Raw genomic sequence first — 14,016 nt, 5'->3', positions numbered from 1 at the left:
ACGAGATCCGGGAGGACGCGATGGACGCCGTGAACCTGGGGTCTTTGCGGCTCGACCCCGTGCAGACGAGAACCGTCGCGGCCGAGTTCTTCGGCACCGCGCTGCTGGTCTTCTTCGCCGTCGGCTCCGCGGTGCTCGCGGCCGACTACATCGGTGTGCTCGGCATCGCCCTGGCCTTCGGCTTCACCCTGCTGGCCCTGGCGTACGCGCTGGGACCGATCTCCGGATGCCATGTGAACCCGGCGGTGACGCTCGGGCTGCTGGTGGAGGGCCGCATCTCGCTCCGTACGGCCATCGAGTACTGGGTCGCCCAGCTGCTCGGCGGCATCGTCGGCGCGGCGGTGCTGTTCCTGCTGGCCAAGCAGGTGCCGGGGCTCAAGACGCACGGTGCCTTCGGCAGCAACGGCTACGGTGACCGCTCACTGGTGCACATCAACACCGGCGGGGCGTTCCTCGCGGAGGTCGTCCTGACCTTCCTGCTGGTCTTCGTCGTGCTCGCGGTGACCCACAAGGTGGCCGTCGTGGGCTTCGACGGGCTGCCCATCGGCCTGGCCCTCGCCGTGATCCACCTGGTGGGGGTGCCGCTGACCGGCACCTCGGTGAACCCGGCGCGCAGCCTGGGCCCGGCCCTCTTCGCGGGCGGTCCGGCGCTGTCCCAGCTGTGGCTGTTCATCGTGGCGCCGCTGATCGGCGGCGCGCTCGCGGCCCTGGCCCACCAGCTGACCCATCCGAGGATGGGCCCGGCGAATCTGGCCGACGAGCTCTCGACGTCGTCGCGGCCGGGCGGCGTGAAGCCGGCCCGTCCGGACGCGCGCGAAGAGTGAGGGGCTCAGCCGAAGACGGGGCCGGTGTACTTCTCGCCGGGGCCCTGGCCCGGCTCGTCCGGCACCACGGACGCCTCGCGGAAGGCCAGCTGGAGGGACTTCAGCCCGTCGCGCAGCGGTCCCGCGTGGAAGTTGCTGATCTCGGTGGCGCTGGCCGTGACCAGACCCGCCAGGGCGGTGATCAGCTTGCGGGCTTCGTCGAGGTCCTTGTGCTGGTCGCCCTCCTCGGCGAGTCCGAGGTTGACCGCCGCCGAGCTCATCAGGTGCACCGCGACCGTCGTGATCACCTCGACCGCGGGTACGTCCGCGATGTCACGGGTCATGGTGTCGAAGTCCGGCGTCTCGCCGGTGGGGGTCGCGTCGCTCATGGCGCCCACGATACGGCCCGGCGGCGAATCGGTTCGCCACGGGTTGGCACGCCACGTGTCAACGCTGCTAAGGTGAGGACACATGACCGGCTGGACACTCACGTGCCCGGCCCACAAGTGGAGGCTCCGTTCTCCCACCTGGTCGGCTTCAGGCCGGCAGGTCTCCGGTCAGGCGGCGCCCATCGTTCCGTACGGACGATGGAGCTGCCCGATATGCCCCGCGGATCACACCGCGGCGTTCCGGTATTTATGGAGCCCCGCCTGTGTCCCGTCCGGGGCATTTTTTGTGCACCGGCGCGGTTGGTCTGACGAAACAGACGTTACGTGGCTGTCCGCCAGGCGGCCGCGTGGTGCTACCGAGGAGGATCCATCAGCGCCGAGCCCCGCATCAACGACCGGATTCGCGTCCCCGAGGTGCGACTTGTCGGTCCCAGTGGCGAGCAGGTCGGCATTGTGCCGCTTGCCAAGGCCCTGGAGCTTGCGCAGGAGTACGACCTCGACCTCGTCGAGGTGGCCGCGAACGCACGTCCGCCGGTCTGCAAGCTCATGGACTACGGGAAGTTCAAGTACGAGTCGGCCATGAAGGCCCGTGAGGCGCGCAAGAACCAGGCGCACACGGTCATCAAGGAGATGAAGCTCCGGCCGAAGATCGACCCGCACGACTATGACACCAAGAAGGGTCACGTCGTCCGGTTCCTCAAGCAGGGCGACAAGGTCAAGATCACGATCATGTTCCGTGGTCGCGAGCAGTCCCGGCCGGAGCTCGGCTACCGACTGCTGCAGCGTCTGGCGGAGGACGTCCAGGACCTCGGTTTCGTCGAGTCGAACCCGAAGCAGGACGGCCGAAACATGATCATGGTCCTCGGTCCGCACAAGAAGAAGACCGAGGCGATGGCCGAAGCCCGCGAGGCGCAGGCCGCCCGCAAGGCCGAGCGCCAGGGTGTTTCTGCCGCGGACGACTCCGCCGAGCAGGAGCAGTCCGCCGAGGAGCCCGCAGAGGCGTGATCCGAGGGCCTGGCCCCGCGGATCGCCCCCGGGGTTCGCCCCGGAAAGCAACCGAACACAGCTGACGCTTCCATGTGCCCGTCCGCGGGCCGGAGAAGCGCCACCGACGAGGAGATACGGCGCATGCCGAAGAACAAGACGCACTCCGGTGCCAGCAAGCGCTTCAAGATCACTGGCTCCGGCAAGGTCATGCGCGAGCGCGCCGGCAAGCGCCACCTGCTCGAGCACAAGTCGTCCAAGCTGACGCGTCGCCTCACCGGCAACGCCGAGATGGCCCCGGGCGACGCCAAGAAGATCAAGAAGCTTCTCGGCAAGTGACGCTCCGCGCCCCGTATCCACGGGGTGCGCGTCGGACCGGGACCCATTCGAATTCGGGCCGCGTGAGAACGCACCGCGGCCCCGCTACAAGGAGTTAACAAGTGGCACGCGTCAAGCGCGCAGTCAACGCGCACAAGAAGCGTCGGGCGATCCTCGAGGCGGCCAGCGGTTACCGCGGCCAGCGGTCGCGCCTGTACCGCAAGGCCAAGGAGCAGGTCACCCACTCCCTGGTCTACAACTACAACGACCGCAAGAAGCGCAAGGGCGACTTCCGTCAGCTGTGGATCCAGCGCATCAACGCCGCTGCCCGCCAGAACGGCATGACCTACAACCGCCTCATCCAGGGTCTGAAGGCCGCCAACATCGAGGTGGACCGCAAGATCCTGGCCGAGCTCGCGGTCAACGACATGAACGCGTTCGCCGCGCTCGTCGAGGTCGCCCAGAAGGCGCTGCCGGCCGACGTCAACGCCCCGAAGGCCGCCGCCTGATCCCGGCGCCCCTAGGCACCGACCGGACCCGCAGGCCTTCTGGCCTGCGGGTCCGGTCGCGTCCGGCCCCGCACCCCCGGCCCGGCCCGTAGCCTCGGGCGGCCGGTTCAGCCGTGCCGGATACCCATCACGACGGCGTGTACCGGTGGTACCGGGACGACCCGGCACCGCGCGGCACGCCCAGCAACCGAAAGTGAGCCCATGGCGGCCCCCGAGCTGACGTCCCTGCGATCGCCCCGTGTCATCGCGGCCCGCCGTCTTACCAAGCGCAGCTTCCGCAGCAAGGAACGCCGTTTCCTGGCCGAGGGGCCGCAGTCCGTCCGCGAGGCCGTCGAGCACCTGATCGAGGTGTACGTGACGCCGGACGCCGCCGAGCGGCACGCCGACGTGGTGACCGCCGCCCGCGACGCCGGGGTACCTGTGCTGATCGCGACGGACGAGGTCATCGCGGAGATGTCCGACACCGTCACCCCGCAGGGCATCGTGGGCCTCTGCCGCTTCCTGGACACCCCCTTCGACGAGATCCTGGCGGGCCGGCCCCGGCTGGTCGCGGTCCTCGCGCACGTCCGGGACCCCGGGAACGCCGGTACGGTGCTGCGCTGCGCGGACGCCGCCGGCGCGGACGCCGTGGTGCTGACGGACGCCTCGGTGGACCTCTACAACCCCAAGTCCGTCCGGGCCTCCGTCGGCTCCCTCTTCCACCTGCCCGTCGCCGTGGGCGTGCCCGTGGAGCAGGCCGTGCGCGGCCTCCAGGGCGCCGGGGCGCGGATCCTGGCCGCCGACGGCGCGGGCGAGCGCGACCTGGACGCCGAGCTGGACCAGGGCACCATGGGCGGCCCCACCGCCTGGATCTTCGGCAACGAGGCCTGGGGCCTGCCCGCCGAGACCCGGGCGCTGGCCGACGAGGTCGTCCGGGTGCCGATCCACGGAAAGGCCGAGAGCCTGAACCTCGCGACCGCCGCCGCCGTGTGCCTCTACGCCTCCGCCCGTGCGCAGCGTGCACCCGGAGGGTGCCGCTCCGTGACCTTCAGCTAGTAGGGTTGCCCCCCGGGGGCTCGGGAGGGGGTGCGGATGATGAACGTCAGGACTTCCGGAAGCGTGGCGGACGCCTGTCCGGCCGTTTCCCCTGACACCCACGGTGTCAGGGAGGCCCGGGGGGCCCGTGAGGTGCCCCTGCCGGGGTTCGGCGGCCTCGGACTCGACCCCGACGACCTGCCGGACGGCCTGGTCGTGGCCGATGAGAACGGCCGCGTGACCTGCTTCAACGCCGCCGCAGCCCGGATCACCGCCGTGGCGCCGCGCGAGGCGCTCGGCCGGTCCCTGGAGAGCGCCCTGCCCTTCGAGGACCTGGAGGGCCGCCGCTGGTGGCCGCTGACCGACCCGTACGGCGGCCTGACCACCCGGATCGGCCAGCCGGAGCGCAATCTCCTGCTCCCCGGCGGCCGTGAGGTCCTCGTCTCCGCCCGCTACGTCCGCGAGTGCCCCAACGGGCCGGTGCGCCGGCTGGTCGTCCAGCTGCGCGGCACCGAGGCCCGCCGCCGCACCGAGCGCAGCCACGCCGAGCTGATCGCGACCGTCGCCCATGAGCTCCGATCGCCCCTGACGTCCGTCAAGGGCTTCACGGCGACACTGCTCGCGAAGTGGGAGCGGTTCACCGACGACCAGAAGCGCCTGATGCTGGAGACCGTCGACGCCGACGCCGACCGCGTCACCCGGCTGATCGCCGAGCTGCTCGACATCTCCCGGATCGACTCCGGCCGGCTGGAGGTCCGCCGCCAGCCCGTCGACGTCGTCGCCGCCGTCCGCCGGCACATCCAGGCGTACACCGCCGCCGGGCAGCCCGAGGAGCGCTTCCGGGTGGAGGTGGAGGATCCGCTGCCGGATCTCTGGGCCGATCCCGACAAGATCGACCAGGTGCTGGGCAACCTCCTGGAAAACGCCGTGCGCCACGGCGCGGGAACGGTCACCATAGCGGTGTCCCCGGCGCTGACCAAGGCCCGGACCGAGGGCACGGCGGTCACCGTGAGCGATGAGGGGCCCGGCATCCCGGAGGAGTCCATGAGCCGTGTCTTCACCCGCTTCTGGCGGGGCAGCAAGCGCGGCGGCACCGGCCTGGGCCTGTACATCGTCAAGGGCATCGTCGAGGCCCACGGCGGGACGATCACTGTGGAACGGGCGGTCCGCGGCGGCGCCCAGTTCCGGTTTACCCTGCCCGTGGGCGCCCCCGCCTTTCTCACCCAGGGCTGAGAAGGGGCGGGAGCCGAGGGGGAGAGCCACCCCCCGGCGCGGCCCACGGGCCCAGCCCACCACGCACGCCCCTTAGACTCGACCTTTGGCACCTTTGGCACGACCTTTGGCCAATGCTTCGGGCAGGCGCCGCGCAGCTGAGCGAAGCCTGGGGCACCTCCCAGCGGTAGCTGGGGGACAATCGGAAGCACGGGAAGAGATGTCCGCACCCAATAAGTCGTACGACCCTGTCGAGGTCGAGGCACTGAAACCGGAAGAGCTCGAGCGCCTGCGGGACGAGGCGTTCGCCGCCTTCGCCGCTGCCGCCGACCTCGCCGCCCTCCACGAGGCGAAGATCGCCCACACCGGTCCCACGTCGCCGCTGTCGCTGGCGAACCGCGAGATCGGCGCTCTGCCGCCGCAGGCCAAGGCCGAGGCGGGCAAGCGCGTGGGCATGGCCCGCGGTGCGGTCAGCAAGGCCCTCGCGGCCCGCCAGGCCGAGCTGGAGGCGGAGCGCGACGCCCGTGTGCTCGTCGAGGAGGCCGTGGACGTCACGCTCGCGTACGACCGCGCCCCGGCCGGCGCCCGGCACCCGCTGACCACGCTCTCCGAGCGCATCGAGGACGTCTTCGTCGCGATGGGCTACGAGGTGGCCGAGGGCCCCGAGGTCGAGGCCGAGTGGTTCAACTTCGACGCGCTGAACTTCGAGCCGGACCACCCGGCCCGTGCGATGCAGGACACCTTCTTCGTCCAGGACAAGCAGGGCAAGGCCGACTCCGGCGTCGTGCTGCGCACCCACACCTCCCCGGTGCAGGTCCGCACGATGATCGACCGCGAGCCGCCGGTCTATGTGATCTGCCCCGGCCGCGTCTACCGGACGGACGAGCTGGACGCCACCCACACTCCGGTGTTCACCCAGGTCGAGCTCCTCGCCATCGACGAGGGCCTCACCATGGCGGACCTCAAGGGCACCCTGGACCACATGGTCCAGGCGCTCTTCGGTACCGGCATGTCCACCCGGCTGCGCCCGAACTACTTCCCGTTCACCGAGCCGTCCGCCGAGATGGACATGCAGTGCTACGTGTGCCGCGGTGAGTCGGTCGGCAACCCCGACCGCCCCTGCCGCACGTGCTCCAGCGAGGGCTGGATCGAGCTGGGCGGCTGCGGCATGGTCAACCCCCGGGTGCTGATCGCCGCGGGCATCGACCCGGAGAAGTACAGCGGATTCGCCTTCGGGTTCGGCATCGAGCGAATGCTGATGTTCCGCCACAACGTCGAAGACATGCGAGACATGGTCGAGGGTGACGTGCGCTTCACCCGGCCGTTCGGGATGGAGATCTGATGCGGGTCCCGCTTTCTTGGCTGCGGGAATACGTCGACCTGCCGGCCGGTGAGACCGGCCGCGACGTGCAGGCCAAGCTCGTTGCCGCCGGCCTGGAGGTCGAGCGCGTCGAGCAGCTCGGCACGGGCCTGAAGGGCCCCCTGGTCGTCGGCCAGGTCCTCACGATCGAGGAGCTGGAGGGCTTCAAGAAGCCCATCCGCTTCTGCACGGTCGACGTCGGTACCGCCAACGGCACCGGCGAGCCCCAGGAGATCGTCTGCGGCGCCCGCAACTTCTCCGTCGGCGACAAGGTCGTCGTGGTGCTCCCCGGCGCCGTCCTGCCCGGCGACTTCGCGATCGCCGCCCGCAAGACCTACGGCCGCACCTCGCACGGCATGATCTGCTCCGGCGACGAGCTGGGCATGGGCGACGACGGCACGCACGGCATCATCGTGCTCCCGCGGGAGTACGAGCCGGGCACCGACGCGATCGAGCTCCTGGAGCTCGTCGACGAGGTCCTCGACATCGCCGTCACCCCGGACCGCGGCTACTGCCTGTCGATGCGCGGCGTGGCCCGCGAGGCCGCCACCGCCTACGGCCTGCCGCTGCGCGACCCGGCCCTGCTGGACGTCCCGGCGCCCAACAGCTACGGCTACCCGGTCAAGGTCGCCGACCCGGCCGGCTGCTCCCGCTTCACCGCCCGCACCGTCACCGGTGTCGACGCGGAGGCGCGCTCCCCGATCTGGCTCCAGCGCCGCCTCCAGAAGGCGGGCATGCGCCCGATCTCGCTCGCCGTCGACGTCACCAACTACGTGATGCTCGAGCTGGGCCAGCCGCTGCACGCCTACGACCGGTCCCGGATCGACGGGACCATCGGTGTGCGCCGTGCCGAGCGCGGCGAGAAGCTCACCACCCTCGACGGCACCCAGCGCGCGCTGCACCCCGAGGACCTGGTGATCACCGACAACCGCGGCCCGATCGGGCTCGCGGGCGTGATGGGCGGCGCGGAGACCGAGATCGGCGACCACGCCGCCGGCCAGGGCTCCACCGAGATCGTCATCGAGGCCGCGCACTTCGACGCCGTCTCCATCGCCCGTACGGCCCGGCGCCACAAGCTGTCCTCCGAGGCGTCCAAGCGCTTCGAGCGCGGCGTCGACCCGAACGCCGCCTCCGCGGCGGCCCAGCGCACCGTCGACCTGATGGTGCTGCTGGCGGGCGGCACCGCCGAGGCCGGCGTCACCGAGATCGTCGCCCCCAGCGGGCCGCGCACGATCTCCCTCAGCGCCGACCACCCGGACCGCGTCGCCGGTGTCCAGTACGGCCGGGAGACCGTCGTCCGCCGCCTCCAGCAGGTCGGCTGCGACGTCTACGGGCAGGACGAGCTCATCGTCACCGTGCCCAGCTGGCGCCCGGACCTCACCGACCCCAACGACCTCGCCGAAGAGGTCATCCGCCTGGAGGGCTACGAGAACCTGCCCTCCACCCTGCCGCGGCCGCCGGCCGGCCGGGGCCTGACCGAGCGGCAGCGCCTGCACCGCCGCGTCGGCCGCGCCCTCGCCGGCGCCGGCTACGTCGAGGCGCTCAACTACCCCTTCCTCGGGGACGCCGCCCTCGACCAGCTCGGCCTGGCCGCCGACGACCCGCGCCGCACCGTGGTGCGCCTGGTCAACCCGCTCGCCGACACCGAGCCGGCGCTGCGCACCACGCTGCTGCCCGGCCTGTTCGCCGCCCTGCGGCGCAACGACGGCCGCGGTGGGCACGACCTCGCGCTGTTCGAGACCGGTCTGGTCTTCCGGCCGACCGGCGAGGAGCCGGCCGCCGTCCGGCTGCCCGTCGACCGCCGTCCGACCGACGAGGAGATCGCCGGTCTGAACGCCGCGCTGCCCCGGCAGCCGCGCCGGGCCGCCGTCGTCCTCGCCGGCTCCCGCGAGCTGGCCGGCTGGTGGGGCAAGGGCCGCCAGGCCACCTGGGCGGACGCGATCGAGGCCGGCCGCACGGTCGCCCGTGAGGCCGGCGTGGAGCTGATCGTCCGCCAGGACCAGCACGCGCCGTTCCACCCGGGCCGCTGCGCCGCGCTGCTCGCCGTCGTCGACGGCCAGGAGGTGTTCGTCGGCAGCGCCGGTGAGCTCCACCCGCGCGTCACCAAGGCGTTCGGCCTGCCGGAGCGCACCTGCGCCATGGAGATCGAGCTCGACCTCCTGGAGCGCGCGGGCACCGGCCCCGTCCAGGCACCCCGCGTCTCCGCCTTCCCGGTGGCCACCCAGGACGTCGCGCTCGTCGTGGACGCCTCGGTGCCGGCCGCCGACGTCGAGGCCGCGCTGCGGTCCGGCGCCGGCGAGCTCCTGGAGTCGCTGCGCCTGTTCGACGTCTTCGTCGGCGAGCAGCTGGGCGAGGGCAAGAAGTCGCTGGCGTACGCGCTGCGGTTCCGCGCCGCGGACCGCACGCTGACGGCCGACGAGGCATCGGCCGCCCGTGACGCCGCCGTCGCCTCCGCGGTCGCCCGCACGGGCGCGGTACTGCGCGGGGCGTAAGTCTCCCGGCCCTCCGGGGCCCACCGAGGGGCGCATCCGGTTCACCGGGTGCGCCCCTCGCGCGTGCCATCGTCCCTGAGTGTCCGAATATCACTCAATAGGGTGGAATCGAGGGGTCAAGTCGTTACTCGGTGGTGAGTGCTCGCGAGAATCGAGTGCGTCATTGCTGCTAGGGGGCCGACGGCATGATCCGGACAAGGGCGGTGCGCTGGCGGAGGGGGATGGTGTTCGCGCTTCCCGGACTCTGGGTGCTGGCCGTCGTGGCCGCGGAGCTGCTGAGCCCCCGCGGCACCCAGCTCGTCCAGCTGCTCGCCGCCGCGCCCGCCCTCGCCTGCGCCGGCACCGGCCGCCGCCAGTGCGTGCTGCTCGCCGGGGTCTGCGCGCTCCTCGCGCTCGTCCCGCTGGGCTCGGCCGGCCGCCTCGACACCACGGCCCGGCTGGGCACCTGCTGCGCGGTCGTCGCGGTCGTCGGGCTCGCCCACCTCCTCACGGGGGGCCGCCGCCGGCTCCTGCGGGAGCTGGAGCGCGCCCGCGAGATCGCCGCCGCCGCGCAGCGGACGCTGCTGCGCCCCCTGCCGCCCCGGCTCGGCGGGATGACCCTCGCCGGCGGCCATCTCTCCGTCAGCGAGGGCGCGCTCGTCGGCGGCGATCTCTACGAGGCCCTGGCCACCCCGCACGGCGTCCGCGTGGTCATGGGCGACGTCCGCGGCCACGGCCTCGGCGCGATCGGCACCGTCGCCGCCGTCCTGGGCAGCTTCCGCGAGGCCGCGCACGACGAGCCGGAGCTCCCCGGGGTGCTGCGCCGCCTGGAGCGCGCGCTCCAGCGGCAGCTCGGCGAGCGGGCGCTCGGCGAGGAGTTCGTCACCGTCCTGCTCCTGGAGGTGGGCCCCGACGGCCTCGTCAAGGCCCTCAACTGCGGTCACCCATGGCCCTACCGCCTCTCCCGCACCCCCGGGCGCCGGATGCGCGCCACGGCCGTGGGGCGCGGTGACCCGCTGCCCCCGCTCGGCCTGTTCCCGCTGCCGGGCAGGCTGCCGGTCGTCCGCCTGACCCGGCTGGCGCCGGGCGACGCCCTGGTGCTGCACACCGACGGCGCGGAGGACGCCCGGGACGCGCGAGGGGAGTTCTTCCCGCTGGCGAGGGTCCTCGCCGACGCGGCCCCGGTCGCCCCCGTCGTCCCGGCGGCGGTCGTCGAGCGGGTGCGGACGGCCCTGCTGCGCCACACCGGCGGCCGGCTGTCCGACGACATGGCCCTGATGGTGCTCCGCAGGGACCGCTGCCGGCTCCCCGGCCCCGCCCCGCGCCCCGGCGCGCTCACCCCCGGCCACCGCTGGGACGGGCCCCTGGAGTCGCCCCCGCGACGGCTGGAAGACACCGCTCCGCTCTGACGCTCGGCGACGGCCGGTTCACACCCCGTGCGAAGGGATCTCCATTACGCTGACCTCACCGAGCTGCACCGGAGGGCAGGATGGAGCCCAACACACTGCTTGACGCCATCCTCGACGAGGCGGGCATCTCCCACGCCGGACTGGCCGCCCATGTCAACGCGGCGGGCCGGGCGCGGGGTCTGGCGCTGCGTTACGAACACACCGCCGTCGCCCGCTGGCTGCGCGGCCAGCGTCCCCGGGGCCAGGTGCCCGACCTGATCTGCGAGGTCCTCGGCGAGCGGCTGCGCCGCGCGCTGACCCTCGACGACATAGGACTGGGCACCCCGGGCAGCCCCCGGCTGCCCAACACACCGCTCTCCGGCTTCGTCGAGCGCGCCACCGCCCTGTGGCGCTCGGACGAACAGCAGCGCGAGCACATCGTCAGCGCGCCCGCCGTCACCGGGACACCCGCCGTCATCCCGGTCTGGGAATGGGAGAACCCTCCCGAGGACGCCGATGTCTCCCGGCGCGGCCTGACCAGGGTCTCCATGGACGACATCGAGATGCTGCGCGCCGCCCGCGCCCACTACGAGCAGATGTACCGCAAGGCCGGCGGCATCGCCACGCGCGCCCGGGTGGTCGGCTTCCTCAACGCCGAGGCCGCCCCCCTGCTGCGCGGCAGCTACACCGACGAGACGGGCCGTCAGCTCCACCGGGCCACCGGCGGCCTGGTCGCCGTCGCCGGGATCTGCGCCTACGACTCCGACGCCCACGGTCTGGCCCAGCGCTACTTCCACCAGGCGCTGCGGCTGGCGAAGGCCAGCGGGGACCGGGGCCTCGGCGCGTATGTGATCGCCCTGCTGGTCAACCAGTCGCTGTTTATGAGGGAGTACCGGCAGGCCGTCGCGTTCGCCGAGTCCGCGCTGCGGTCCGCGGGTCCGGAGCTCACCCCGGCGCTCGCCGCCGACCTCTACGCGATGCAGGCCAAGGCGTACGCGCGACTGGGCGACGGCGCGGGGGCGCTCGCCTGCATCCGCCGCGCCGAGACCGCCGCCGAGCGCATCCACCGCGGCGCGGAGCCCGCCGAGACCGGCTACGTCCAGCCGGGCCTGGTCAACGTCCAGGTGGCGGAGGCGCTGCTCAGCCTCGGCGACCTCGGACCCGCCCGTGAGCACGCGGACCGCGCCGTCGACACCCCCGCCCACGACCGGGGCCGTGTCCACCGGCTCGCCATGCTCACGCACATCGAGCTGCGTCAAGGAGACGCGGACAAGGCGGTGGCCACCGCCCGGGAGATGACCGAGCAGGCGAGAGGCATGGAATCGCAGCGCTTACGGGACCGGCTCCGGGCGGTGCGCGAGCACCTGATCGAGAGTGGGTGTGCGGCTACCGCCGAGGCCGCCGAGATGATCGACGGGGCGCTGCGCGTGCCCTTGTGAGGACAACGCCCGGGGAGGTGGCCACCTTGGCGGAAGGTGGCAATACGTGCGTTGGAAGAATCTCAAGGAGCGGACGGTCTACTCGAACCGCTGGTTCCGGGTCAATCTCGCGGATGTCGCACTCCCCGACGGCCGCCACCTCGATCACTTCGTCATCAGGCTGCGGCCCGTCGCCGTGGCCACGGTGGTCAACGAGGCCAATGAGGTACTGCTGTTGTGGCGGCACCGCTTCATCACGGACACCTGGGGCTGGGAACTGGCCGCCGGTGTCGTCGAGGACGGCGAGGACCCGGCCTTCGCGGCGGCCCGGGAGATGGAGGAGGAGACCGGCTGGCGGCCCGGCCCCCTGCGGCACCTGATGTCCGTCGAGCCGTCCAACGGCCTGACCGACGCCCGGCACCACATCTACTGGTCGGACGAGGCCGAGTGCGTGGGCGAGCCGGAGGACGCCTTCGAGTCGGACCGCCGGGAATGGGTGCCGCTCAAGCTGGTGCCCGACATGATCGGCCGCGGCGAGGTGCCGGCCGCCAACATGGCGGCGGCGCTGCTGCTCCTGCACCACACGCGGCTCGGCTGAGTCTCTTCTCCCGTGGACGGGGGCCGGGGTGAGGATCAGGCGCGTACCGTGCTCACCGGCCCGCCGCCTGCCAGACGGTCAGTCCCAGGGCGGCGAGCCCGGTGAGCGCGGCGAGCGACGGCAACGGCCACCTGCCGTGTTCGAGGGCCCGTAGCCGCCCCGCCAGCTCGCTGATGTCGCGCTCCGACTGATCGCTGCGCTGGGTGAGGAGGGCGAGGTGGCCGTCGATGCGGACGACGCCGACATCGAGGCTACGACGGAGCTCCGCGAGCTCGGCCGACGACTTGACGGCGTGCTCGGGATGGCTGGTCACGGTACGTACCCCTTCCGGAAGACTCTCCGTGTGTGTGTTCACGTGGCGAGTCAACCGCGCGGACGCACGGGGCGGGAGCGTGTGCGGAGGGTGAGTGCGGGTCACCGCCGCACACCCCGTGCGAACACGGGTGTGCGGCGGTGACGCAGCGCCACATCCGGGTGCCCGCAGGCCCGGTGGGGCGCCGGTCGCGACGCCCGGCTCAGTAGGTGTAGAAGCCCGAACCGGTCTTGCGGCCGAGGCGGCCCGCGTCGACCATGCGCTGGAGCAGCGGGGGAGCGGCGTACAGCGGCTCCTTGTACTCCTGGTACATGCTGTCGGCGACCGAGGCGACCGTGTCCAGGCCGATCAGGTCGGAGAGCTTCAGCGGGCCCATGGGGTGGGCGCAGCCGAGCTCCATGCCGTTGTCGATGTCCTCACGGCTCGCGATGCCCGACTCGAACATCCGGATCGCCGAGAGCAGGTAGGGGATGAGGAGGGCGTTGACGACGAAGCCGGAGCGGTCCTGCGCCCGGATGGCGTGCTTGCCCAGGACCTGGGAGACCAGCGCCTCGGCGCGCTTGATGGTCTCCTCGCCGGTGGTCAGCGCGGGGATGAGCTCGACGAGCTTCTGCACCGGCGCCGGGTTGAAGAAGTGGATGCCGATGACCTGGTCGGGGCGGGAGGTCGCCACGGCCAGCTTCACCAGCGGGATGGAGGAGGTGTTGGAGGCCAGGATGGCGTCGGGGCGGGTGATCACCTGGTCGAGCACCCGGAAGATCTCCGTCTTCACCTGCTCGTTCTCGACGACCGCCTCGATGACGAGGTCGCGGTCCGCGAACTCGCCCAGGTCCGTGGTGAAGCTCAGCCGCGCCAGCGTCGCGTCCCGCTCCTCCTCGGTGATCTTGCCGCGTTCGGCGGCCTTGCCGAGCGAGTTCGTCAGGCGGGTGCGGCCCAGCTCCAGGGCCTCGCCGGTGGTCTCCGCGACCTTGACGTCCAGGCCGGAACGGGCGCAGACCTCCGCGATGCCCGCGCCCATCTGGCCGCAGCCCACCACCCCGACGCGTGCCACGTCTGCCACAGTGTCCGTCACATCGTGCCTTTCGCTGATCTTGGTCGTCCGGCGGGTGGCCGTACCTCTTACCGCTGGTAGCGGTGGGGAGGACCCCCGGCGCGTGCCCGCCTCGTTCCAGACGTTACTCCGCGACAGGCGGTGCCCGGCTGGCCGGGGCGGGCATGCTCCCGCCGTATGGTGTGACC

14 protein-coding genes are annotated in these 14,016 nt (G+C 72.3%); 11 read left to right on the top strand and 3 right to left on the bottom strand.

What is annotated here, in order from left to right; all coding sequences use genetic code 11:
- Positions 1-59: 59 nt before the first annotated feature.
- Positions 60-824, top strand: a complete 765-nt coding sequence (locus tag LUZ64_RS09675) for an MIP family channel protein (protein ID WP_095579920.1) — start codon at positions 60-62, stop codon at positions 822-824.
- A gap of 5 nt (positions 825-829) precedes the next feature.
- Here the strand turns inward: LUZ64_RS09675 and LUZ64_RS09670 are convergent, their stop codons facing one another.
- On the bottom strand, positions 830-1,192 hold the full coding sequence (locus LUZ64_RS09670) for a DUF1844 domain-containing protein (RefSeq protein ID WP_087928876.1): 363 nt from the start codon (positions 1,190-1,192) through the stop codon (positions 830-832).
- Positions 1,193-1,516: 324 nt separating this feature from the next.
- Here LUZ64_RS09670 and infC point away from each other — a divergent pair, with 324 nt between their 5' ends.
- The 10 genes from infC (at position 1,517) to LUZ64_RS09620 (ending at position 12,464) form a co-directional block, all read left to right on the top strand.
- Positions 1,517-2,197, top strand: coding sequence for a translation initiation factor IF-3 (infC, locus tag LUZ64_RS09665; RefSeq protein ID WP_087928877.1), 681 nt, complete (start codon positions 1,517-1,519; stop codon positions 2,195-2,197).
- A 123-nt stretch (positions 2,198-2,320) separates the two neighbouring features.
- A complete protein-coding gene (rpmI, locus tag LUZ64_RS09660; protein WP_071964711.1) occupies positions 2,321-2,515 on the top strand; it encodes a 50S ribosomal protein L35 in 195 nt (64 codons plus the stop codon).
- Positions 2,516-2,616: 101 nt separating this feature from the next.
- Positions 2,617-3,003, top strand: a complete 387-nt coding sequence (gene rplT, locus LUZ64_RS09655; RefSeq protein ID WP_071964710.1) for a 50S ribosomal protein L20 — start codon at positions 2,617-2,619, stop codon at positions 3,001-3,003.
- 201 nt (positions 3,004-3,204) lie between these two features.
- Positions 3,205-4,038, top strand: a complete 834-nt coding sequence (locus tag LUZ64_RS09650) for a TrmH family RNA methyltransferase (RefSeq protein ID WP_095579912.1) — start codon at positions 3,205-3,207, stop codon at positions 4,036-4,038.
- Positions 4,039-4,077: 39 nt separating this feature from the next.
- Entirely contained in the window at positions 4,078-5,250 is a 1,173-nt protein-coding gene (locus LUZ64_RS09645) for a sensor histidine kinase (protein WP_095579922.1), read from the top strand.
- Between the two features lie 199 nt (positions 5,251-5,449).
- Positions 5,450-6,571, top strand: a complete 1,122-nt coding sequence (gene pheS / locus LUZ64_RS09640; protein WP_095579914.1) for a phenylalanine--tRNA ligase subunit alpha — start codon at positions 5,450-5,452, stop codon at positions 6,569-6,571.
- The gene (gene pheT, locus LUZ64_RS09635) at positions 6,571-9,081 is read left to right on the top strand and encodes a phenylalanine--tRNA ligase subunit beta (RefSeq protein ID WP_095579916.1); all 2,511 of its coding nucleotides are present in this window, start codon (positions 6,571-6,573) and stop codon (positions 9,079-9,081) included. The genes pheS and pheT overlap by 1 nt, the downstream gene beginning before the upstream one ends.
- A gap of 221 nt (positions 9,082-9,302) precedes the next feature.
- Positions 9,303-10,469, top strand: a complete 1,167-nt coding sequence (locus tag LUZ64_RS09630) for a PP2C family protein-serine/threonine phosphatase (RefSeq protein ID WP_232398541.1) — start codon at positions 9,303-9,305, stop codon at positions 10,467-10,469.
- Between the two features lie 80 nt (positions 10,470-10,549).
- Complete coding sequence (locus LUZ64_RS09625) at positions 10,550-11,887, top strand: NsdA family TPR-like regulatory protein (RefSeq protein ID WP_087928882.1); 1,338 nt, start codon at positions 10,550-10,552, stop codon at positions 11,885-11,887.
- Positions 11,888-11,933: 46 nt separating this feature from the next.
- A complete protein-coding gene (locus LUZ64_RS09620; protein ID WP_095581902.1) occupies positions 11,934-12,464 on the top strand; it encodes an NUDIX hydrolase in 531 nt (176 codons plus the stop codon).
- Positions 12,465-12,516: 52 nt separating this feature from the next.
- Here LUZ64_RS09620 and LUZ64_RS09615 read toward each other — a convergent pair whose 3' ends face one another.
- Both LUZ64_RS09615 and LUZ64_RS09610 read right to left on the bottom strand, forming a co-directional pair.
- Positions 12,517-12,777, bottom strand: a complete 261-nt coding sequence (locus LUZ64_RS09615; RefSeq protein ID WP_095581903.1) for a hypothetical protein — start codon at positions 12,775-12,777, stop codon at positions 12,517-12,519.
- Positions 12,778-12,979: 202 nt separating this feature from the next.
- Entirely contained in the window at positions 12,980-13,837 is an 858-nt protein-coding gene (locus tag LUZ64_RS09610; protein WP_095581904.1) for a 3-hydroxybutyryl-CoA dehydrogenase, read from the bottom strand.
- Between the last annotated feature and the right edge of the window lie 179 nt (positions 13,838-14,016).

Origin of the sequence: Streptomyces albireticuli, assembly GCF_021228125.1 — a bacterium.
Classification (GTDB): domain Bacteria; phylum Actinomycetota; class Actinomycetes; order Streptomycetales; family Streptomycetaceae; genus Streptomyces; species Streptomyces albireticuli.
Note: the sequence above shows the minus strand (reverse complement) of the source record. Positions and strands in the feature narration are given on the sequence as shown.